This window comes from Pantoea sp. M_10 (assembly GCF_008631515.1).
GTDB lineage: Bacteria > Pseudomonadota > Gammaproteobacteria > Enterobacterales > Enterobacteriaceae > Pantoea > Pantoea anthophila.
In genome coordinates this window covers 23,032-46,187 of sequence record NZ_VWUL01000006.1, presented here as the reverse complement: position 1 = coordinate 46,187, position 23,156 = coordinate 23,032, and the positions used below count along the sequence as shown (strand labels likewise).

21 protein-coding genes are annotated in these 23,156 nt (G+C 57.0%); 2 read left to right on the top strand and 19 right to left on the bottom strand.

Annotated features, from left to right (window positions below; genetic code table 11):
* Positions 1-20 precede the first annotated feature (20 nt).
* From xylH to xylF, 3 genes are read right to left on the bottom strand one after another with little or no spacing between them, the layout of a single operon-like run.
* On the bottom strand, positions 21-1,205 hold the full coding sequence (xylH, locus tag F3I47_RS16455; RefSeq protein WP_009088234.1) for a xylose ABC transporter permease XylH: 1,185 nt from the start codon (positions 1,203-1,205) through the stop codon (positions 21-23).
* Complete coding sequence (locus F3I47_RS16450; protein WP_150029961.1) at positions 1,198-2,718, bottom strand: xylose ABC transporter ATP-binding protein; 1,521 nt, start codon at positions 2,716-2,718, stop codon at positions 1,198-1,200. Before F3I47_RS16450 ends, xylH begins: the two co-directional genes overlap by 8 nt.
* Before the next feature lie 28 nt (positions 2,719-2,746).
* Positions 2,747-3,739, bottom strand: a complete 993-nt coding sequence (gene xylF, locus F3I47_RS16445; protein WP_009088231.1) for a D-xylose ABC transporter substrate-binding protein — start codon at positions 3,737-3,739, stop codon at positions 2,747-2,749.
* Positions 3,740-4,083: 344 nt separating this feature from the next.
* On the opposite strand from xylF, the gene xylA reads away from it, so the two are divergent.
* Both xylA and xylB read left to right on the top strand, forming a co-directional pair.
* Positions 4,084-5,406, top strand: a complete 1,323-nt coding sequence (gene xylA / locus F3I47_RS16435; RefSeq protein ID WP_140924006.1) for a xylose isomerase — start codon at positions 4,084-4,086, stop codon at positions 5,404-5,406.
* 17 nt (positions 5,407-5,423) lie between these two features.
* Positions 5,424-6,866: a xylulokinase gene (gene xylB, locus F3I47_RS16430; RefSeq protein WP_150029962.1), complete on the top strand. Its 1,443-nt coding sequence runs from the start codon at positions 5,424-5,426 to the stop codon at positions 6,864-6,866.
* A gap of 77 nt (positions 6,867-6,943) precedes the next feature.
* Here xylB and F3I47_RS16425 read toward each other — a convergent pair whose 3' ends face one another.
* From F3I47_RS16425 to atpB, 16 genes are all read right to left on the bottom strand, one after another.
* On the bottom strand, positions 6,944-8,182 hold the full coding sequence (locus tag F3I47_RS16425; RefSeq protein WP_009088226.1) for an MFS transporter: 1,239 nt from the start codon (positions 8,180-8,182) through the stop codon (positions 6,944-6,946).
* 106 nt (positions 8,183-8,288) lie between these two features.
* Entirely contained in the window at positions 8,289-9,023 is a 735-nt protein-coding gene (gene phoU / locus F3I47_RS16420; RefSeq protein WP_150029963.1) for a phosphate signaling complex protein PhoU, read from the bottom strand.
* Between the two features lie 17 nt (positions 9,024-9,040).
* Positions 9,041-9,814, bottom strand: a complete 774-nt coding sequence (gene pstB, locus F3I47_RS16415; RefSeq protein ID WP_009088223.1) for a phosphate ABC transporter ATP-binding protein PstB — start codon at positions 9,812-9,814, stop codon at positions 9,041-9,043.
* 44 nt (positions 9,815-9,858) lie between these two features.
* Complete coding sequence (gene pstA / locus F3I47_RS16410) at positions 9,859-10,749, bottom strand: phosphate ABC transporter permease PstA (RefSeq protein ID WP_009088221.1); 891 nt, start codon at positions 10,747-10,749, stop codon at positions 9,859-9,861.
* The gene (gene pstC / locus F3I47_RS16405) at positions 10,746-11,708 is read right to left on the bottom strand and encodes a phosphate ABC transporter permease PstC (protein WP_009088219.1); all 963 of its coding nucleotides are present in this window, start codon (positions 11,706-11,708) and stop codon (positions 10,746-10,748) included. Before pstC ends, pstA begins: the two co-directional genes overlap by 4 nt.
* An 87-nt stretch (positions 11,709-11,795) precedes the next feature.
* A complete protein-coding gene (gene pstS, locus F3I47_RS16400) occupies positions 11,796-12,839 on the bottom strand; it encodes a phosphate ABC transporter substrate-binding protein PstS (RefSeq protein WP_009088217.1) in 1,044 nt (347 codons plus the stop codon).
* 164 nt (positions 12,840-13,003) lie between these two features.
* The gene (gene glmS / locus F3I47_RS16395) at positions 13,004-14,833 is read right to left on the bottom strand and encodes a glutamine--fructose-6-phosphate transaminase (isomerizing) (protein WP_009088215.1); all 1,830 of its coding nucleotides are present in this window, start codon (positions 14,831-14,833) and stop codon (positions 13,004-13,006) included.
* A gap of 153 nt (positions 14,834-14,986) precedes the next feature.
* The gene (gene glmU / locus F3I47_RS16390) at positions 14,987-16,357 is read right to left on the bottom strand and encodes a bifunctional UDP-N-acetylglucosamine diphosphorylase/glucosamine-1-phosphate N-acetyltransferase GlmU (protein WP_150029964.1); all 1,371 of its coding nucleotides are present in this window, start codon (positions 16,355-16,357) and stop codon (positions 14,987-14,989) included.
* Between the two features lie 160 nt (positions 16,358-16,517).
* On the bottom strand, positions 16,518-16,937 hold the full coding sequence (locus F3I47_RS16385; protein WP_008926374.1) for a F0F1 ATP synthase subunit epsilon: 420 nt from the start codon (positions 16,935-16,937) through the stop codon (positions 16,518-16,520).
* Between the two features lie 24 nt (positions 16,938-16,961).
* Positions 16,962-18,359: a F0F1 ATP synthase subunit beta gene (gene atpD / locus F3I47_RS16380; RefSeq protein ID WP_009088209.1), complete on the bottom strand. Its 1,398-nt coding sequence runs from the start codon at positions 18,357-18,359 to the stop codon at positions 16,962-16,964.
* Positions 18,360-18,389: 30 nt separating this feature from the next.
* On the bottom strand, positions 18,390-19,256 hold the full coding sequence (atpG, locus tag F3I47_RS16375; protein WP_003849534.1) for a F0F1 ATP synthase subunit gamma: 867 nt from the start codon (positions 19,254-19,256) through the stop codon (positions 18,390-18,392).
* A gap of 52 nt (positions 19,257-19,308) precedes the next feature.
* On the bottom strand, positions 19,309-20,850 hold the full coding sequence (gene atpA, locus F3I47_RS16370) for a F0F1 ATP synthase subunit alpha (RefSeq protein WP_009088205.1): 1,542 nt from the start codon (positions 20,848-20,850) through the stop codon (positions 19,309-19,311).
* Between the two features lie 14 nt (positions 20,851-20,864).
* A complete protein-coding gene (gene atpH, locus F3I47_RS16365; RefSeq protein WP_009088203.1) occupies positions 20,865-21,398 on the bottom strand; it encodes a F0F1 ATP synthase subunit delta in 534 nt (177 codons plus the stop codon).
* A gap of 14 nt (positions 21,399-21,412) precedes the next feature.
* Positions 21,413-21,883, bottom strand: coding sequence for a F0F1 ATP synthase subunit B (gene atpF / locus F3I47_RS16360; protein WP_009088200.1), 471 nt, complete (start codon positions 21,881-21,883; stop codon positions 21,413-21,415).
* Positions 21,884-21,988: 105 nt separating this feature from the next.
* Complete coding sequence (atpE, locus tag F3I47_RS16355) at positions 21,989-22,228, bottom strand: F0F1 ATP synthase subunit C (RefSeq protein WP_003849523.1); 240 nt, start codon at positions 22,226-22,228, stop codon at positions 21,989-21,991.
* A gap of 105 nt (positions 22,229-22,333) precedes the next feature.
* Positions 22,334-23,152, bottom strand: a complete 819-nt coding sequence (atpB, locus tag F3I47_RS16350; protein WP_009088198.1) for a F0F1 ATP synthase subunit A — start codon at positions 23,150-23,152, stop codon at positions 22,334-22,336.
* Between the last annotated feature and the right edge of the window lie 4 nt (positions 23,153-23,156).

Below are 23,156 nucleotides of genomic sequence, written 5' to 3'. Positions count from 1 at the left end.
CAATGTGATCGTCCGCGCGATTACACCCGACGCCGCGTGGCCGTATCCATCCACACCGCCAGCAGCAGAATCGCCCCTTTGACGATGTACTGCCAGAAGGTCGGCACATCCATCATGCTCATGCCGTTATCCAGCGATGCCATGATAAAGGCGCCCATCACCGCCCCGGCCACGGAACCGACCCCCCCGGCCAGACTGGTGCCGCCGATGACACAGGCGGCGATCGCGTCGAGTTCCGCGATGTTACCCGCCGACGGCGAGCCAGCGCCCAGCCGCGAACTGAGGATCAGCCCGGCGATCGCCACCATCACGCCGTTGATGGCAAACACCGCCAGCTTGGTGCGCGCCACGTTAATGCCCGAAAGGCGCGCAGCATCGATATTGCCGCCGATGGCGTAGATACGACGGCCAAAGGCGGTGCGGGTAGCCATAAACATGCCCGCCAGCAACAGCATGACCAGCAGCAATACCGGCGTCGGCACGCCGCGATAGTCATTAAGTAACCAGATGGCCCCCAGCACCAGAATCGCGGTGATCGCCTGACGGCCCACCGTGCCGCTGGCCGCGCCCTGCGGCAGCCCGAGCTGCTGACGGCGCAGCCGCAGACGCCACTGCCACAGCATAAACAGCGCCAGACCGACAAAGCCAAAGCCGAAACCGACGCCGTCCGGCAGATAGCTCTGACCAATCTGCGACATTCCCGGCGTAATTGGTGCCACCGTGGTGCCGTCGGTAATCCCGACCAGGATGCCGCGGAACGCCAGCATCCCCGCCAGCGTGACGATAAACGACGGCACTTTGCGGTAGGCCACCCACCAGCCATTCCAGGTGCCGAGCAGCAGCCCCATCACCAGCGTCACCACAATCGTCAGCGGCAGCGGCCAGCCAAGCCAGACGTCGAATATCGCCGCGGCCCCGCCGAGCAGGCCCATCATCGAACCCACCGACAGGTCGATCTCCGCCGAGATAATCACGAACACCATGCCGACGGCCAGGATGCCGGTGATGGCGGTCTGACGCAGCAGGTTAGAGACGTTACGCGCACTGAGCCATGCGCCATCGGTGGTCCAGGTAAAGAACAGCGCAATCACGACAATCGCGCCCAGCATTACCAGCACCTGCAGGTCAGGCAGCGTGAACCTGCCCGGTGACGGTTTGCCCGGCGTGCCGGAGAGGCGGCTTTGGGTACTTTCACTTTTAAGCATAATGTTCACTCCGCAGGGCAGCTTCCATCACCTGCTCCTGAGTCAGGTTATCGTTAACTAAATCGGCTTTGATCTGCCCTTCATGCATCACCAGCACCCGATCGCTCAGGCCCAGCACTTCCGGCAGCTCAGACGAAATCACAATGACGGCGATCCCCTGCTGAACCAGCGCATTGATCAGCAGATAGATCTCCTGACGCGCGCCCACATCGATGCCGCGCGTCGGCTCATCCAGAATCAGGATTTTCGGGTTCAGCAGCAGGCATTTCGCCAGAATGGCTTTCTGCTGATTGCCGCCGCTTAACCGGCCAATCGGCAGTTCTGACGAGGAGGTTTTGACCCGCAGCCGGCCGATCGCGTCGTTGATGGCCTGCTGCTCCTGCGCTTCATCCAGGGTCGAGAGCCGGTGGCTGAACTGATCCAGCGCCGCCAGGGTAATATTTTTGCCCACCGCCATCAGCGGCACGATGCCATCCTTTTTGCGATCTTCCGGCACCATCGCGATGCCGTGCGCAATCGCGGCGCGGCAGTCGGTGATGCTGACCTGCTGACCATTGATCCAGATGTCGCCCTGCCAGCGGCCCGGCCAGACACCAAACAGACACTGCACCGTTTCGGTTCGGCCCGCGCCCACCAGCCCGGCGATGCCGAGGATTTCACCGCGTCGCAGCGTAAAAGAGACGTTGTTGACGCGGCGGATATGGCGGTTGACGGGATGCCAGGCGGTGAGGTTTTCCACCTTCAGCACCAGGTCGCCGATCTCATGCGGTGCATGAGGATAGAGCGCGGTCAGCTCGCGGCCGACCATCATGGTGATGATGTCATCTTCGCTCATGCCCGCCGCCGGACGGGTGGCAATGTGCTGACCGTCGCGGATGACGCAGATGGTGTCGGAGATCGCCTTCACCTCATTCAGCTTGTGCGAAATGTAGATGCAGGCGATGCCGTGTTCACGCAGATTGCGGATGATACCGAGCAGCACCTCCGTCTCCTGCTCGGTCAGGGAGGAGGTCGGCTCATCCAGAATCAGCAGCCGGACCTGTTTGTTAAGGGCGCGGGCAATCTCCACCAGCTGCTGCTGGCCCAGACCTAACTCCCCCACGCGGGTGGCGGGAGAGACGTTGAGCCCGACCCGCGCCAGCAGCTGCTGGCAGCGCAGGGTCATGGTTTCATCATCCACCATGCCGAACCGGCTCAGTTCGGCACCGAGGAAGATGTTCTCCATCACCGTCAGTTGCCGCACCAGCGCCAGCTCCTGATGAATGATCACGATGCCTTTACGCTCGGTATCGCGAATCGTCTGTGCCTGAATTTCGTCGCCAGAGAAGTGGATCTGCCCCTCGAAATCGCCGTGCGGATAGAGTCCGCACAGGATTTTCATCAGGGTCGATTTGCCTGAACCATTCTCACCGCAAAGCGACATCACTTCGCCCGCCTCCAGGTGCAGGCTGACATCATTCAGCGCTTTCACGGCACCGAAACGCTTGGTGATGTTTTTCATTTCCAGCAGCATCGACTGTTCTCCCTCACGCTTTGCGCGGTCAGAGTTCGCTCTGTTTGTGGAAACCGTCTTTCACCACGGTGCTTTCGATATTGTCTTTGTTAACCGGAATCGGCTTCAGCAGCCGCGACGGCACATCTTTCAGGCCGTTGTTCAGCGTGCTGTTGCTGGCGGGTGTTTTGCCATCGCCCAGCTCGACCGCGATTTTCGCCGCTTCGGTCGCCAGCTCGGTGATCGGCTTGTAAACGGTCATGGTCTGAGTGCCCGCTTTAATGCGCTTAATCGCCGCCAGATCGGCATCCTGCCCGGAGATGGCCACTTTCCCTGCCAGTCCCTGCGCGCTCAGCGCCTGAATCGCTCCCCCGGCGGTAGCATCGTTAGAGGCGACCACCGCATCGATATGGTTACCATTGGCGGTCAGGGCATTTTCCATAATCTTCAGCGCATTTTCCGGCAGCCAGGCATCGACCCACTGATCGCCAACAATTTTGATGCTGCCGTTATCGATATAGGGTTTTAACACTTTCATCTGTCCGGCGCGGAACAGGCGGGCGTTATTATCCACCGGCGATCCGCCCATTAAAAAATAGTTGCCCTTAGGCACCTGTTTCACAATGCTTTCGGCCTGCAGTTCACCCACTTTTTCATTATCAAAAGAGATATAAAAATCGATATCGGCATTATTTATCATGCGATCATAGGCCAGCACTTTAATGCCTTCCCGCTTCGCTTCTGCGACGACGTTACTCAGCACCTGACCGTTGTAAGGAATAATGACCAGCACATCGACACCACGATTGATCATATTTTCAATCTGCGACATCTGGGTTTCTTCATTGCCGTTCGCAGACTGAACAAACACCTGAGCGCCCTGCGACTCGGCCTGTTTTACAAAGATATCGCGATCTTTCTGCCAGCGCTCCAGGCGCAAATCATCAATTGCCATGCCGATCTTCACTTCTTTCGCCAGGCTGGTCTGGCTGAACAGCGCCAGCGCCGCACAGGCAGCAAACAGTGCATGTTTCATCTTCATTGTGATCATCCTGTAGGTTGAGGCTATTTTCGTGTCAGGCCGATAAACCAGGCGGATGAATTGTTGCCCTTATTTCTGAATGACAGCAATTACTGATTTTTATCCGGCTATTACGTTTTTTGGTTTATTTGTTTTTTTATGAGCGCGATCGAATTTTCATCCTTTTCGGAGAAACCATGCCGCGCGCGACGCTCCGCGTGGAATAGCCTTATTTTGCGAGCCAGCGCACAAATAATAATTATCTGAAACCCGGAGTGAAATATCGTAATTGAGCTGAGTCAGTCACCCATATCAAATATGGCTTCAACGCAGACCATTCGGGTACTGATGCTAAGGAGCAAACCATGCACGCTTATTTCGATCAGATCGATCGGGTTCGTTATGAAGGTCCCCAGTCGACGCATCCTCTCGCTTTCCGCCACTACAATCCTGATGAGGTGATCCTCGGCAAGACCATGGCGGAACATCTGCGCTTTGCCGCCTGCTACTGGCATACCTTCTGCTGGAACGGCGCGGATATGTTTGGTGTCGGCGCCTTTGATCGTCCCTGGCAGAAAAGCGGCGATGCATTGCAGCTGGCAAAGCAGAAGGCGGATGTGGCCTTTGAGTTTTTCCACAAGCTGAATGTGCCCTGGTACTGCTTCCACGACGTGGACGTCTCACCGGAAGGGGATTCGCTGCAAAGCTACAAAGAAAACTTTGCCGCCATGACCGATAAGCTGCTGGAGAAACAGCAGGAGACCGGCGTGAAACTGTTGTGGGGTACCGCTAACTGCTTTACTCATCCGCGCTATGGCGCAGGCGCGGCGACCAACCCCGATCCGGCGGTCTTTGCCTGGGCAGCGACGCAGGTCTGCAGCGCCATGCAGGCGACGAAAACGCTGGGCGGCGAAAACTATGTGCTGTGGGGGGGACGTGAAGGGTATGAAACGCTGCTGAATACCGATCTGCGGCAGGAGCGCGAGCAGATTGGCCGCTTTATGCAGATGGTCGTCGAACATAAACATAAAATCGGCTTCCAGGGCACGCTGCTGATCGAACCGAAACCGCAGGAGCCGACCAAACATCAGTATGACTACGATGTCGCCACGGTTTATGGCTTCCTGAAACAGTTCGGGCTGGAGAAAGAGATCAAGGTGAACGTGGAGGCGAACCACGCCACGCTGGCCGGTCACTCCTTCCATCACGAAATTGCCACCGCCATTGCGCTGGGCATTTTCGGTTCGGTGGATGCGAACCGTGGCGATCCGCAGTGTGGCTGGGACACCGATCAGTTCCCGGTCAGCGTGGAAGAGAACGCGCTGGTGATGTATGAAATCCTTAAAGCGGGCGGCTTTACCACCGGCGGTTTAAACTTTGATGCCAAAGTGCGTCGTCAGAGCACCGACAAATATGATCTCTTCTACGGTCATATCGGGGCAATGGATACGATGGCGCTGGCGCTGAAGGTGGCGGCGCGCATGATCAGCGACGGCGAGCTGGATAAGCGTGTGGCGCAGCGCTACAGCGGCTGGAATAGTGAGTTCGGCCAGCAAATTCTGAAAGGCGAGTTTTCCCTCGACGCGCTGGCGGCGCATGCTCAGCAGCAGCAGCTCAATCCGCAGCATCAGAGCGGGCGTCAGGAGCAGCTGGAAAATCTGGTGAATCACTATCTGTTTGATTTCTGAACCTTCAGGAGCGGAGCATGTATATCGGGATCGATTTAGGCACCTCTGGCGTCAAAGTGGTGCTGATGGGTGCACAGGGCAACGTGGTGGCGACAGAAACCTCGCCGCTGCAGGTTTCGCGTCCACACCCCCTGTGGAGCGAGCAGGATCCCGAAAGCTGGTGGCAGGCGCTGGATCAGGCGATGCAGGCGCTGAGCGCACAGCAGGATCTGGATGCCGTGCAGGCCATCGGGCTGAGCGGACAGATGCATGGAGCGACGCTGCTCGACAGCGCAAACCAGGTCTTACGCCCGGCCATGCTCTGGAATGATGGACGCAGTGAGGCGCAGTGCCGTAAGCTGGAGCAGAAGGTACCGGATTCACGGGCGATCACCGGTAACCTGATGATGCCCGGCTTCACGGCCCCCAAACTGCTGTGGGTGCAGCAGCATGAACCGGCCATCTTCCGTCAGATCGCGCACGTGCTGCTGCCCAAGGATTACCTGCGCTGGCGGATGAGTGGCGACTTCGCCACGGATATGTCAGATGCCGCAGGCACGATGTGGCTGGATGTGGCGCAGCGTGACTGGAGCGATGTGATGCTGCACGCCTGCGATCTCAGTCGCGACCAGATGCCGCAACTCTATGAGGGCAATGCCCTGACCGGCTCCTTACATGCTGACCTGGCGATACGCTGGAAGATGAACGCGGTGCCGCTGGCCGCAGGCGGGGGCGACAATGCCGCCGGCGCCACAGGCGTCGGCATGACCGAACCCGGCCAGGGGATGCTGTCGCTGGGCACCTCCGGCGTCTATTTTGTGGTGAGCGATGGCTATCTCAGCAATCCGCAGCAGGCCGTTCACAGCTTCTGTCACGCGCTGCCGCAGCGCTGGCATCTGATGTCGGTGATGCTGAGTGCGGCCTCCTGTCTGGACTGGGCCGCGACGCTGACCGGCTGCCGGGATGTGCCTGAGCTGCTGGATGAAGCCGCGCGGGCGCGTGATGACGTGCCGCCACTCTGGTTTCTGCCCTATCTTTCCGGTGAACGCACGCCGCACAACAATCCCAACGCCCTCGGCGCCTTCTTTGGTTTTACCCACCAGCATGGTCGTCCCGAGCTGGCGCGGTCGGTGCTGGAGGGGGTCGGCTTTGCGCTGGCGCAGGGCATGGATGTGCTGCATGAGTGTGGTGTTCAGCCAGAGAGCATTATGCTGATCGGCGGCGGGGCGCGCAGTGCGCTGTGGCGTCAGATGCTGGCGGATATCAGCGGCCAGACGCTGGATTACTGTCATGGCGGCGAGGTTGGCCCGGCCCTGGGCGCGGCCAGGCTGGCACAGCAGGCGCTGGATGCCAGCGTCACCGTCCCGACACCGGTGCGGGTGCAGCGGCATCAGCCGGATCCCGGCAGAATGGCGGAGTACCGCTCACGCCGGGAAACCTTTGCAACCCTCTATCGGCAGCTCCTGCCGCTGATGAACTGATCGTGCCATCCCGGCGCACGCTGAGCAGTATCAGAAAGCCCTGATGGCCGGGAGAGCGATCCCCCGGCCACCGTCTGTCAGCCAATCGCGCCCAGCGTATCTTCCTGACCCTGCTTCTTCGGCAGCAGGAACAGCGTCGCCACAATATCCAGCAGATAAATCAGCGCCAGCAGGGTAATCGCCGCCGTGAACGAAAACTGGCTGGCCAGCAGCCCTATCACCACCGGCCCAAAGCCGCCCACGCCACGACCCAGGTTGAACAGGACATTCTGCGCGGTGGCCCGCACCTGCGGCGGGAAGGTATCGGAAATCAGCGCACCGTAGCCGCCTATCATGCCATTAACGAACATCCCCATGATCGCGCCGGTCACCAGCATAATGGTGGGATCGCGCAGCTGGGCGTAGACCACCACCATCACCACGGCACCAAACTGGTAGAGCAGGAAAATTTTCCAGCGCGCAAAGCGGTCGGCCAGCACGCCAAACAGCCAGATGCCAAAGGTCATCCCGACGACGGTGACCGCCGTCCAGAGACCCGATTTGGTCAGGCTGAAGCCAAAGCTGGAGGAGAGGTAGCTTGGCATCCAGATCATCAGCCCGTAGTAGCCAAAGTTCTGCACGGAACAGAGAATAAAAATGCCGAGGCTGGCTTTGGCGGTAGTGCGATCGCGCACCAGCAGCTTCAGGCGCGCCGGGAAAGAGAGCGACGGCACCTGCTTAACCTGACGCTGATATGCTTCCGGCTCGCCCATGCCGCGGCGGATAGCAAACGAGACCAGCGCCGGCAGCAGCCCGACCAGGAACATGCCGCGCCAGCCGATAAGCGTCAGCAGCGGCGGCGTGATAAAGGCCGCCATCAGCACGCCGAGCTGCCAGCCAATGCCGACCCACGCTGACGCGCGATTGCGCTTCTCCACCGGCCAGGCTTCGGCAATCAGCGCCATGCCGATACCAAACTCACCGCCCAGTCCGACGCCCGCCAGCGTGCGCCAGGCGAGCAGATCCCAGTAGCCCTGCGCCACCGCGCACAGACCGGTGAAGACAGAAAAGACCAGAATCGTGACGGTGAGCATACGGATGCGGCCAAAACGGTCGCTGAGATGACCAAACACGATGCCACCGATTACCGCGCCAATCAGCGTCCAGGTCACCAGCGATCCCGCCTGTGAGGGGTTGAGCGCCAGCGAAACGGAGATAGCCGGCAGCATAAAGCCGAGTATCAGCAGGTCGAATCCATCCATGGCATAACCACTGACCGCAGCCAGCATCGCTTTGCCGGGCGTAACGCCTGGCTTAGATTGGGGAGAAGGAGACATCTTTGCGCACCTCAGAGAGAAAAGTGCCGCAATTATAAAGAGTGTTCAGGGTGTGACCAATTGAAAAGGCTTATCCCTGCGCCGGGCAGGCGCAGGGTAAGCGGGATCAGGAAGGGCGGTTGCTGCCGTCATCACCCGACAGCAGTTCGTCGAGACGGTCACCGCCAACGTGGCGGAAATCCTGACCTTTAACGAAATAGAAGATGATTTCGCAGATGTTCTGGCAGCGATCGCCGATGCGCTCAATCGCACGGGCGCAGAACAGCGCCGTCAGCACGCTGGGAATGGTACGGGGATCTTCCATCATGTAGGTCATCAGCTGACGCACAATGCCCTCATACTCTTTATCCACCTTTTTATCTTCACGGTAGATAGTGATCGCCTCATTGAGATCCATGCGGGCAAAGGCGTCCAGCACATCATGCAGCATCTGTACGGTGTGGCGGCCCAGCGACTCCAGGCTGACCAGCAGCGGCAGATGCTGCTGACCAAACTTCTCCAGCGCCGTGCGGCTGATCTTCTCTGCCACGTCGCCAATGCGCTCCAGCTCAGAGATGGTTTTGATGATCGCCATCACCAGCCGCAGATCGATTGCGGTTGGCTGACGTTTGGCGATGATGCGCACGCAGGCTTCATCAATCTCCACCTCCATCATGTTGACCTTCTGGTCACCGTCGATCACCCGCTGCGCCAGCTCGCCGTCCAGGTTGTGCATCGCGGTAATCGCGTCGGTCAGCTGCTGCTCAACCAACCCGCCCATGATCATCACCTGAGTGCGGATATGCTCCAGCTCGGCATTGAACTGACCGGAGATGTGTTTGTTCAGATTCAGATTATCCATGTCGATCTCCTGTCAGATCAGCCGTAGCGGCCGGTAATGTAGTCTTCAGTCTGCTTCTGCGCCGGTTTGGTAAACAGCGTGTCGGTGTCGCTGAACTCAATCAGCTCACCCAGATACATAAAGGCCGTATGGTCAGAGCAACGCGCCGCCTGCTGCATGTTGTGCGTCACGATCACCACGGTGTAGTCCTGTTTCAGCTCGGTGATCAGCTCCTCGATACGCCCCGTCGAGATCGGGTCCAGCGCCGAGCAGGGCTCATCGAGCAGTAACACTTCCGGGCGAATCGCGATGCCGCGCGCAATGCAGAGACGCTGCTGCTGACCGCCGGAGAGACTGTAACCGCTCTGATGCAGCTTGTCTTTGGTTTCATTCCACAGTGCCGCTTTGGTCAGCGCCCACTGCACGCGCTCATCCATATCGGCACGTGACAGCTTTTCAAACAGGCGCACGCCAAAGGCGATGTTGTCATAGATCGACATCGGGAACGGGGTCGGCTTCTGAAAGACCATGCCGACGCGGGCGCGCAGCAGCGCAATATCCTGCTGGGCCGTCAGAATATTTTCGCCATCCAGCAGAATGTCCCCTTCGGCCCGCTGCTCAGGATAGAGGGAGTACATTTTATTAAAGGTACGCAGCAGGGTCGATTTACCGCAGCCCGATGGCCCGATAAATGCCGTCACCTGATTCTTAGCGATATCCAGGTTGATGTTCTTCAGCGCATGAAACTTACCGTAATAGAAGTTCAGATTACGGACCTGAATTTTATCGGCTGATGCCGTCGCGATACTCATCATTCATCTCTCTTATACGGCGCCGCAGCGGGCCGCGCCGGAAGTTAACCGTGTTTGCCTTTGGCGAAAATCACCCGCGCGACAATGTTCAGCAGCAGCACGCACAGGGTAATAATCAGCACGCCCGCCCAGGCCAGGCTCTGCCATTCGGCGAACGGGCTCATGGCGAACTTAAAGATGGTGACCGGCAGGTTGGCCAGCGGCTGCATCATGTCCGTGCTCCAGAACTGATTCGAGAGCGCGGTAAACAGCAGCGGTGCCGTTTCCCCGGCGATGCGGGCGATGGCCAGCAGCACGCCAGTGATGATGCCGGAGACGGACGCCTTCAGGGTGATGGCCGAGATCATCTTCCACTTCGGCGTGCCCAGGGCGTAAGCCGCTTCACGCATGCTGTCTGGCACCAGACGCAGCATGTTTTCGGTGGTACGGATCACAATCGGCACCTGCAGCAGCGCCAGCGCTATCACCCCGGCCCAGCCGGAGAAGTGCTGCATCTGCGACACCACAAGGGTGTAGACGAACAGGCCGACCACAATCGACGGTGCCGACAGCAGAATGTCGTTAATAAAGCGGATCACCTCTGACAGGGCGGACTTGCGTCCATATTCCGCCAGATAGATACCGGCCAGAATCCCCAGCGGCGTGCCAAAGAAGGTTGACCAGAAAATCAGTAATCCACTTCCGGCCAGGGCATTCGCCAGCCCGCCGCCCGCAGTGTTCGGTGGCGGGGTCGATTCGGTAAACAGGGACCAGGAGAGGCCATCCACGCCGCGGGAAACCGTGGTGAAGAGGATCCACACCAGCCAGAACAGGCCAAACGCCATTGTCAGCAGCGACAGCGTCAGCGCGATCTTATTTTTGGTGCTGCGCCAGGACTGCATTTTACGGCGTGAAGCGTCCAGTTCGGCACGCGCCTGAATTTCAATCGTGGTCATGAGCGCGCTCCTTCACTTTTCGCCAGGCGCATAATCATCAGCTTGGAAATCGCCAGAACGATAAAGGTAATCACAAACAGGATCAGCCCCAGCTCCATCAGCGCGGCAACATGCACACCCGACTCCGCTTCCGCAAACTCGTTGGCCAGCGCCGAGGTAATGCTGTTACCCGGCATAAACAGCGACGGGCTGTCGAGCTGGTAGGTGTTGCCGATAATAAAGGTGACCGCCATGGTCTCACCCAGTGCACGCCCCAGTCCCAGCATGATGCCGCCAATCACGCCGTTTTTGGTAAACGGCAGGACGATGCGCCAGATCACTTCCCAGGTGGTGCAGCCGATGCCGTAGGCGGACTCTTTCATCATGACCGGCGTCTGCTCAAAGACGTCGCGCATCACGGAGGCGATGTAAGGGATGATCATGATGGCCAGAATCACCCCCGCTGCGAGAATACCGATACCGAAAGCGGGGCCGGAGAAGAGCGCGCCGACAATCGGAATGCCTGACATGACGTCGTTGACCGGCGTCTGAAAATATTCGGCAAACAGCGGGGCGAAAACAAACAGGCCCCACATGCCATAAACGATGCTCGGAATCGCCGCCAGCAGCTCAATAGCGGTGCCCAGCGGACGACGCAGCCAGCCGGGTGCGAGTTCAGTCAGGAACAGCGCGATACCAAAACTGACCGGCACGGCGATAATCAGCGCGATAAGGGAGGTCACCAGCGTGCCGTAGATCGGCACCAGAGCACCAAATTCTTCATTGGGCGCATCCCAGGTTTTGGTCCACAAAAAGGCGAAACCAAACTTCTGGATGCTGGGCCACGAGGAGATGATCAGGGAGACGATAATGCCGCCCATCAGTAACAGGACAATCAGCGCAGCCAGCCGGACCAGTGCACCGAAAATTTTGTCACCCTGTTTGCCTGGGGCTTTGAAAGCCGGCTTCGTTGCAGCCATAGAAGTCTCAGTCTTCAGAGGTTATCGGGGCGGCATGACGCCGCCCGCTGGGTCTGACCGGACTACCGTCCGGTCAGGGTCGTTCAATTACTGATAAAGCGCTTTACCAGAACTGTCTTTGATGTTGGCTTTCCATGCGGCACGGATCTGTTCGGTTACGCTCGCAGGCAGCGCCGCATAATCCAGCGCGTTAGCCGTTTTGCCGCCGCTTTTGTAAGCCCAGTCGAAGAACTTCAGCACTTCAGCGCCTTTGGCCGCATTCGCCTGATCTTTGTAGATCAGAATGAAGGTGGTGGAGGAGATAGGCCAGGCATCTGCACCCTTCTGGAAGGTCAGGTCCTGGGCAAACGATTTGCTCCAGTCAGCGCCTTTCGCAGCATTGCTGAAGCTGGTTTCGTCTGGCGCGACCGCTTTGCCATCGGCATCCATCAGTTTGGTGTAGGTCAGGTTATTCTGTTTGGCGTAGGCATATTCCACATAGCCGATTGAACCCGGCAGACGCTGAACAAAGGCGGCGACACCGTCGTTGCCTTTCCCGCCCAGACCGACCGGCCAGTTAACGGTGTTCCCTTTACCGATTTTGCTGTTCCACTCCGGGTTCACCTTCGCCAGATAGCTGGTGAAGACGAACGAGGTGCCTGAACCATCAGCGCGACGTACCACGTTGATGTTGGTCTCTGGCAGTTTTACGCCCGGGTTAAGTCTGGCAATCGCCGGGTCGTTCCATTTTTTGATGGTGCCGAGGTAGATATCACCGACGGTTTTGCCATCCAGCGTCAGCTGGCCTGACTTGATGCCTGGCAGGTTAACCGCCAGTACCACGCCACCGATGACGGTCGGGAACTGGAACAGGCCATTTTTCTGCAGATCTTCCTCTTTCATAGGCGCATCGGACGCACCGAAATCCACGGTTTTGGCGATGATCTGTTTGACACCGCCGGATGAACCGATGCCCTGGTAGTTAATTTTGCTACCGGTGGCTTGCTGATATTCTGCTGCCCACTTGGCATAAACCGGTGCCGGGAATGTCCCGCCAGCGCCCGTGAGATCGGTGGCCGCAAAAGCAGATACCGCGCTGACGGCGAAGGTGGTGGCAAGAATTCGGGCTACGGTGCTACGCATCAGTGTCATGTTCCCTCCAGGGGAGAAAAGTCAGGCTCGGGGCCGTTTTAGTAAGAGTCAGTGATTGCTGCAGGAGGGAAAATAGGACAGTTTGATGACAGTGAAATGTACGAAATATGACAGTTATATGACAGTACGCAAAAATGAAGTGGGCCCACTCGGGGCCCACCTGATTATTCCACGGTAACCGATTTGGCCAGGTTACGGGGCTGGTCGACGTCGGTGCCTTTGATCAGGGCGACGTGATAGGAGAGTAACTGCAACGGCACGGTGTAGAAGATCGGCGCAATCACCTCTTCGACATGCGGCAGCGGGATAATCTTCATCCCGTCACTGTCGCTGAAGCCGGCATCCTGGTCGGCAAATACATAGAGCAGGCCGCCACGGGCGCGCACCTCTTCGATGTTGGATTTAAGCTTCTCCAGCAGTTCGTTGTTGGGTGCCACCACGATGACCGGCATATCGGCATCAATCAGCGCCAGCGGGCCATGTTTCAGTTCGCCAGCGGCGTAAGCTTCCGCATGGATGTAGGAGATCTCTTTGAGCTTCAGCGCCCCTTCCATAGCGATCGGATACTGATCGCCACGTCCCAGGAACAGCGCGTGATGCTTGTCAGAGAAGCCTTCGGCCAGATTCTCAATCAGCTTATCCTGCGCCAGCATCTGCTCAATCCGGCTGGGCAGCGCCTGCAGCGCATGCACGATCTCATGCTCGGTGTCGGCGGACATCCCTTTCAGACGGCCCAGTTTCGCCACCAGCATCAGCAGGACGGCGAGCTGCGTGGTGAACGCCTTGGTCGACGCAACGCCGATTTCCGTGCCCGCTTTGGTCATCAGCGCCAGGTCCGACTCGCGCACCAGCGACGAACCGGCCACGTTGCAGACCGCCAGCGATCCCAGGTAGCCCAGCTCTTTCGAGAGGCGCAGCGCCGCCAGGGTATCGGCGGTCTCGCCCGACTGCGACAGGGTGATCAGCAGGCTGTTTTTGCGCACCGCTGATTTGCGGTAGCGGAACTCCGAGGCGATCTCAACATCACAGGGGATGTTGGCCAGCGACTCAAACCAGTAGCGTGACACCATGCCAGAGTTATAGGAGGTGCCGCAGGCGATAATCTGGATATGCTCGACCTGGCTCAGCAGCGCCTCGGCACCCGCACCCAGCTCGCTGAGATCCACCTGCCCCTGGCTGAAGCGACCGCTCAGGGTACTTTTCAGCGCCATCGGCTGTTCATAGATCTCTTTCTGCATGTAGTGACGGTAAATGCCTTTGTCACCGGCATCATATTGCAGGTTCGACTCAATCTCGGCGCGCGTCACGCTGTTGCCTTCCCGATCGATTACCGTCACGTCGCGGCGGCTGATCTCGGCGATATCGCCCTCTTCCAGATAGATGAAGCGACGGGTGACCGGCAGCAGCGCCAGCTGATCGGAGGCGATAAAGTTTTCACCCACGCCGCGACCGATGACCAGCGGGCTGCCGGAACGGGCCGCCACCAGCCGTGAAGGATCGCGGCTGTCCATGATGACCATGCCATAGGCACCGCGCAGCTGCGGGATCACGCGCAGCACCACGTCACGCAGCGATCCACCCTGCTTCTGCTCCCAGTGAACCAGATGCGCCACCACTTCCGTGTCGGTTTCAGAAACAAAAACGTAGCCGCGTTCGATCAGTTCCGCGCGCAGCGGCTCATGGTTTTCGATAATGCCGTTGTGCACGATGATGATATGTTCTGAGACGTGCGGATGCGCATTCGCTTCCGACGGCTCGCCATGGGTTGCCCAGCGCGTGTGCGCGATGCCGGTGCCCCCAATCAGCGGCTGCTGTTCAGCAGCTTCCGCCAGTTTCTGCACCTTCCCTAAACGCCGCAGGCGCGTAACGTGCCCCTGACGATCGACCACGGCCAGACCGGCCGAATCATATCCGCGATATTCAAGACGACGCAGACCTTCCAGCAGAATCTCTGCGATATCGCGCTGTGCTACTGCACCAACAATTCCACACATAATGATGTTTTCCTGACTACATGGCTTTTCGCCACTTTCGTTGTCATGCGACCTGATATCCGGCTTTGCCGGTTCCCCGAGCCTTGTAGAGAGTGGGGATTATAGTTTTGGCACTGCACTGTACCGGCCCGCTCAAGGCGGGCCGTTAAAAATTTATTTTTTCTTCACCGGACGCTGCCAGTCCGCTTTGTGATTCTGCTCTTTGCGGTTGTAGACCAGCCCGGCTTCGGTCACATCCTTCATGATGGTGGTGCCTGCCGCGATAGTGGTGCCTGCTGCCACGCTGACCGGGGCCACCAGCTGGGTATCTGAGCCGACAAAGACGTCATCGCCAATCACGGTTTTGAATTTGTTCGCGCCGTCATAGTTACAGGTGATGGTGCCTGCACCGATATTTACGTTGTCGCCGATCTCCGCATCGCCGAGATAGGAGAGGTGACCCGCTTTCGATCCTCTGCCCAGACGCGCTTTTTTCATTTCGACGAAGTTACCCACATGGGCGGCGTGCGCCAGATCGCTGCCGGGACGCAGACGGGCAAACGGCCCGACGGTAACGGCGGTCGCGAGGGTGGCATCCTCGATCACGCTATAGGGGCTGATTTCGCAATCGTCGCCGATTACGCTGTTTCTGATGATGCAGCCCGCACCGATTTTCACGCGTGCGCCCAGCGTCACCTGGCCTTCAATAATGACGTTGGTGTCGATCTCCACATCCCGTCCATGCGTCAGCGTTCCGCGCAGGTCAAAACGGGCCGGATCGCGCAGCATCACGCCCGCCAGCAGCAGTTTTTCCGCCTGTTCCGCCTGATAAGTGCGTTCTAAGGTTGCCAGCTGCAGCCGGTTGTTCACCCCGTCGGTTTCACTGATACGCGCCGGATGAACGGCATTGATCGTCCGCCCTTCCTGATGCGCCAGCGCAATAATGTCGGTGATGTAATATTCGCCCTGCGCATTATTGTTGGTGAGCTGCGCCAGCCAGCGTTTTAAATCGCCGCCATTGGCGATCAGGATACCGGTGTTGATTTCGGTAATGGCAAGCTGTGCCGGGCTGGCATCTTTCTGTTCGATGATGCCGGTGATGGTGCCGTTCTCACGCACAATGCGCCCGTATCCGGTGGGGTCGTCCAGCACCACGGTGAGTAACCCGATACCGCCCTGCGATCTGGCTTCGCGCAGCCGCTTCAGGGTCTCCAGGGAGATCAGCGGCACGTCACCATACAGCATCATGATCTCTTCATCATCGGCAAACGCAGGCGCGGCCTGCTGCATCGCGTGGCCGGTGCCAAGCTGTTCAGCCTGCAACACCCAGTTGAGTGCACTATCAGTGAGGGTTGCTTTCAGGCGGTCGCCGCCGTGACCATAAACCAGATGGATGTGCTGTGCGCCCAGCCCTTTGGCGGCGTCAATGACATGCTGAACCATCGGTTTGCCTGCCAGCGTATGCAGAACTTTCGGCAGATCGGAATACATACGGGTGCCCTTGCCAGCAGCAAGGATCACCACACTCATCGCACTGTTAGACATAACTATCCTGGGTGAATTTTTACGGGTGAAAGTAAAACGGTTTAGGGGGGAGATTACTACATTTTTCTCAGGCCGAAATTAGGCGAAGAGGCCGATTTGCCACAGCAGACAAAAAAAATGCCAGCCCGAGGGCTGGCATTTCGTGACGCATAAAGCTGGATTACATCGCTTTTTTGGTCAGTTCGATCACGCGCAGTTTAGCAATGGCTTTCGCCAGCTCGGCAGAGGCCTGAGCATAGTCCACGTCGCCGTGGCTGCTGTTCATGTGCTCTTCTGCTTTGCGTTTTGCTTCCAGAGCACGCGCTTCATCCAGATCGGTACCGCGAATCGCGGTATCGGCCAGAACGGTGCTGCTGCCCGGTTGCACTTCCAGCACGCCGCCAGAGAGGTAGATATACTCCTCTTCGCCGTGCTGTTTCACGATACGGATCATTCCAGGCTTAATGGCAGTCAGCAGCGGCGCATGGCCAGGGAAAATCCCCAGTTCACCTTCGCTACCTGACACCTGAATTTTCTGTACCAGACCAGAGAACAACTGCTCCTCTGCGCTGACCACATCCAGGTGATAAGTCATAGCCATAATCTTCCTCCCGGGAAACCGTTATTACAGTTTCTTCGCTTTTTCCACGGCTTCTTCGATGGCACCAACCATGTAGAAGGCCTGCTCTGGCAGGTGGTCAAACTCACCTTCCATGATGCCTTTAAAGCCACGGATAGTGTCTTTCAGGGAAACGTATTTACCCGGTGAACCGGTGAATACTTCCGCAACGAAGAACGGCTGAGACAGGAAGCGCTGAATCTTACGCGCACGTGCCACCAGCAGTTTGTCTTCTTCAGACAGCTCATCCATACCGAGGATGGCGATGATGTCTTTCAGCTCCTGATAACGCTGCAGCAGTGACTGAACGCCACGTGCAACATCATAGTGCTCCTGACCCACAACCAGCGGATCCAGCTGACGGCTGGTAGAATCCAGCGGGTCAACGGCCGGGTAGATACCCAGAGAGGCGATCTGACGGCTCAGCGTAACGGTTGAGTCCAGGTGCGCGAAGGTGGTCGCTGGTGACGGGTCAGTCAGGTCATCCGCAGGAACGTAAACGGCCTGTACGGAGGTGATTGAACCGGTCTTGGTGGAGGTAATACGCTCCTGCAACACACCCATCTCTTCTGCCAGCGTTGGCTGGTAACCTACCGCAGATGGCATACGACCCAGCAGTGCAGAAACTTCTGTACCGGCCAGGGTATAACGGTAGATGTTATCGATGAACAGCAGAACGTCGCGGCCTTCATCACGGAATTTTTCCGCCATGGTCAGACCGGTCAGTGCGACGCGCAGACGGTTACCCGGCGGCTCGTTCATCTGGCCATAGACCAGCGCAACTTTATCGATAACGTTAGAGTCGGTCATTTCGTGGTAGAAGTCGTTACCCTCACGAGTACGCTCACCCACACCGGCAAACACAGAGTAACCTGAGTGCTCAGCCGCGATGTTACGGATCAGTTCCATCATGTTGACGGTTTTACCCACACCCGCACCACCGAACAGACCGACTTTACCGCCTTTCGCAAACGGACACATCAGGTCGATAACCTTGATGCCGGTTTCCAGCAGTTCCTGCGAGTTAGACTGATCTTCATAAGAAGGTGCCGCGCGGTGAATAGAGGCGATCTCTACTGCGCTGCCATCTTCTTCTTTCAGCTCGCCTTTCATATCGATTGGCTCGCCGAGAACGTTCATGATACGGCCCAGGGTCGCTTTACCGACTGGAACCTGAATCGGTTTCTGCAGGTCGTTGACGTTCAGACCACGCTTCAGGCCGTCAGACGTACCCATTGCGATGGTACGCACAACGCCGCCGCCCAGCTGCTGCTGAACTTCCAGCACCAGACGTGCATCACCATTCATCACCTCGAGGGCGCTGTACACTTGCGGTACCGCGTCCTGAGGGAATTCGACGTCAACAACGGCGCCGATAATCTGGACAATCTTTCCAGTTGCCATCTTGAATCCTCTACCTAATTCCAAACCTGGTTAAACCGCGGAGGCCCCCGAGACGATCTCGGTAAGTTCCTGGGTGATGCTGGCCTGACGAGCTTTGTTGTACACCAACTGCAGCTCTTTGATCAGATTTCCGCCGTTATCGGTTGCGGCTTTCATCGCCACCATACGTGCGGCCTGCTCACTGGCCAGATTTTCCACCACACCCTGATAAACCTGCGATTCGACATAACGACGCAGCAGGGTATCCAGCAGCGCTTTCGGATCGGGTTCGTACAGGTAATCCCAGGTCTTCGCCTTCATCTCTTCTTCACCTTCCGCTGGCGCTAACGGCAGCAGTTGGGTGATGGTCGGAGTCTGAGACATGGTGTTATTGAACTTGTTACTGACGATCATCAGCTTGTCGATGCGGCCTTCATCATAAGCCTGCAACATCACTTTTACCGGGCCAATCAGGTCAGACAGGGCAGGTTTATCGCCCATGCCGCTGACTTGCGCCACGATGTTGCCACCCACAGCACTGAAGAATGACGCCCCTTTTGAACCGATAATCGACAGATCGCTCTGCACGCCTTTATCGGACCAGGACTTCATATCCGCCAGTAATTTTTTGAACAGGTTAATGTTCAAACCACCACAAAGCCCGCGGTCTGTTGAAACGACCAGGTAGCCGACGCGCTTGACGTCGCGCTGTTCCAGGTAAGGGTGCTTGTATTCCAGATTACCCAACGCAAGGTGACCAATCACTTTGCGCATGGTGTCTGCATACGGACGGCTGGCCGCCATGCGTTCCTGCGTTTTACGCATCTTGGAGGCGGCGACCATTTCCATCGCTTTGGTGATTTTCTGCGTGTTTTTCACGCTTCCAATCTTGCTTCGTATCTCTTTTGCGCCGGCCATTAGCTTCTCCTCAAAGCCTTGCGGCCTGCCTTTTCAGACAAGCCGCCAGACATTACCAGGACTGGGTTGCTTTAAACGTATCGATCAGGCCTTTCAGCTTCGCTTCGATATCGTTGTTAAAGTTGCCCGACTGGTTGATTTCAGCCATCAGCTCAGCGTGGTCGCGATCGGCGAAGGCCAGCAGTGCAGCTTCAAAGCTACCAATTTTTGCCAGTTCAACGTCGTTCAGGTAGCCACGCTCGGCAGCGAACAGAACCAGACCCTGCTGCGCGACAGACATCGGCGCATACTGTTTCTGCTTCAGCAGCTCGGTCACTTTCTGACCGTGGCTCAGCTGTTTACGGGTTGCATCATCCAGATCAGAAGCGAACTGCGAGAACGCCGCCAGTTCACGATACTGTGCCAGCGCGGTACGGATACCACCGGACAGTTTCTTGATGATCTTGGTCTGTGCAGCACCACCAACACGGGATACCGAAATACCTGGGTTAACCGCCGGACGAATACCGGAGTTGAACAGGTTCGATTCCAAGAAGATCTGACCGTCAGTAATCGAGATTACGTTGGTCGGAACGAACGCAGAAACGTCGCCCGCCTGAGTTTCGATGATCGGCAGTGCAGTCAGTGAACCGGTTTTACCTGTCACCGCGCCATTGGTGAAACGCTCAACATATTCAGCGCTTACGCGTGATGCACGTTCCAGCAGACGAGAGTGGAGATAAAACACGTCGCCAGGGAATGCTTCACGACCTGGTGGACGACGCAGCAGCAGAGAGATCTGACGGTATGCGATAGCCTGCTTGGAGAGGTCATCATAAACGATCAGCGCATCTTCACCGCGGTCACGGAAGTATTCGCCCATCGCACAACCTGCGTACGGAGAGAGATACTGCAGTGCAGCAGATTCAGACGCAGACGCCACAACAACGATGGTGTTCTGCAGTGCGCCATGCTCTTCCAGCTTACGAACCACGTTAGAGATGGTTGAGGCTTTCTGACCAATCGCAACGTAGACACACTTGATGCCTGAGTCGCGCTGGTTAATGATCGCATCGATCGCCATCGCGGTTTTACCGGTCTGACGGTCACCGATGATCAGCTCACGCTGGCCACGGCCGATTGGAATCATCGCATCGACCGACTTATAACCGGTCTGAACCGGCTGGTCGACTGACTGACGATCGATAACGCCAGGAGCAATCACTTCAACCGGTGAGAAACCGTCGTTGTCGATTGCGCCTTTACCGTCGATAGGAGCACCCAGGGTGTTCACGACGCGGCCCAGCAGGCCACGGCCTACCGGTACTTCAAGAATACGGCCAGTACACTTAACCTTCATGCCTTCGGCGAGGTCAGCGTAAGGACCCATCACCACTGCACCAACCGAGTCACGCTCGAGGTTCAGGGCGATAGCGTAACGGTTACCCGGCAGGGCAATCATCTCACCCTGCATGACATCGGCCAGGCCGTGTACGCGGATGATACCGTCACTTACAGAAACAATCGTACCTTCGTTGTGAGCTTCGCTCACGACATTGAACTGAGCAATGCGCTGCTTGATCAGTTCGCTGATTTCGGTGGAATTCAGTTGCATATGCTCCAGTCCCCTTAAGACTGCAAGACGTCAGCCAGACGGTCAAGACGGCCGCGTACGCTGCCATCAATAACCAGATCACCCGCACGGATGATCACGCCTGCCATCACAGACTTATCAATTTTGCAATTCAGCTTAACTTTGCGTGACAGACGTTTTTCCATCGCGGCGCTGATTTTATTCAGCTGGTCGTCACTCAGCGTACTGGCGGAGATAACATCAACTTCAGCGGTGGCTTCATGAGCGTCACGCAGTTCGATGTATTGGGCCAGTACAGCCGGAAGCGCTGTCAAACGTCCGTTTTCCGCCATCACCTTAATCAGGTTCTGCGCGGGTTCATCCAGTTGATCACCACAGACTGCGTTAAACGACGCTGCCAGCGCTTCCGGTGCTAACGCACCAGAGAGAAGATCAGCCATCTGTTCATTGCGAGCCACTTCTGCGGCGAACGCCAGCATCTGTTGCCAGCGTTCAATACTTTGATGCTCAACAGCAAAGTCAAAAGCTGCTTTGGCGTAGGGGCGAGCTACAGTAATCAGATCAGACATCAGCCCCTCCCTCCTTACAGTTCAGCGACCAGTTTATCAACGATGTCGCTGTTAGCAGCTTCATCCACGGAGCGTTCGATGATCTTCTCGGCGCCAGCCATAGCCAGCAACGCGACTTGCTTACGCAGTTCTTCACGTGCACGTTTACGTTCGGCGTCAATTTCCGCCTGCGCTTGTGCCACGATACGATTACGTTCGTTTTCAGCTTCGGTTTTGGCTTCGTCCAGAATCTGCGTGCGACGCTTGTTCGCCTGCTCGATAATGACCTGAGCGTCTTCTTTGGCTTTTTTCAGCTGGTCGGTCGCATTAGCCTGCGCGAGATCCAAATCTTTCTTCGCACGTTCAGCAGAAGCAAGGCCTTCAGCAATTTCTTTCTGGCGCTTTTCGATGGCAGCCATAATCGGCGGCCATACGTACTTCATGCAGAACGCGACAAACAGGATGAACGCGATAGCCTGGCCGAGGATTGTTGCATTAATGTTCACAGCACAATGCCTCTAGATTGAGTATTTAACTTTTCTGCCGTTATCAGCGATAAGCGGCAGAATCCGTTCACCCCTGCACATTGTGCGCTGAGTGAACACAGGGCTTTAGGCGACAGCAAACATCACGTACAGACCCAGACCAACAGCGATCATCGGGATTGCATCCACCAGACCCATTACAACAAAGAACTGCGTACGCAGCAGAGGAATCAGGTCAGGCTGACGAGCAGCGCCTTCCAGGAATTTTCCTCCGAGGATGCCGATACCGATCGCAGCACCGATTGCCGCCAGGCCCATCATCACAGCGGCAGCCATGTACAGCAGATCCATATTCAGGTTTTCCATGACAGTCTCCAGTTTGTTTCAGTTAAATGCTCCCTTCATCTTCCGGGCTTCAGCGGCGTGCGCTGCCACCCGGAATCAGGAGGGAAAGTAGTGTTGAGAAAAAAATCAATGCTCTTCAGATGCCATCGACAGATAGACGATCGTGAGGACCATGAAAATGAAAGCCTGTAGCGAAATGATCAGGATGTGGAAAATGGCCCACGGCACATTCAGCACCCACTGTGACCACCACGGCAACAGACCGGCAATAAGGATAAAGATCAGTTCACCCGCATACATGTTACCGAACAGTCGTAAACCCAGTGAAACAGGCTTAGACAGCAGGCTTACACCTTCCAGAATCAGGTTGATCGGGATGAAGATCGGGTGGTTAAAAGGCTGCAGCGTCAGCTCTTTCGTGAAGCCGCCAATGCCTTTCATTTTGACGCTGTAGAACAGAATCAAAATAAATACGCCCAACGCCATAGAGAGCGTGATGTTCACGTCTGCAGACGGTACGACGCGCAGCGCCGGTAACCCCAATACGTGCTCGCCGATATAAGGCAGCAGGTCGATTGGCAGCAGATCCATGAAGTTCATCAGGAAGACCCAGACAAAGATTGTCAGAGCCAGCGGGGCGATAAGTTTACTCTTACCGTGATACATGTCGCGCACGTTACTATCAACGAAGCCGACAACCAGTTCGATAGCCGCCTGCATTTTCCCTGGCACACCGCTGGTGACAGACTTCGCCACGCTACGGAACAACACCAGGAAGATAACTCCCAGCACCAGAGAGAAAAACATGGAATCGATATTTAATACCCAGAACGTCGCGGGAGCGTCGTGCGGATTCACTAACTCGAAGGTACGCAGGTCCAACTGAAGATGAGTCAGGTGGTGACCAATGTACTCTTGCGGAGTAGAGATTTCTCCTGCAGCCATGATG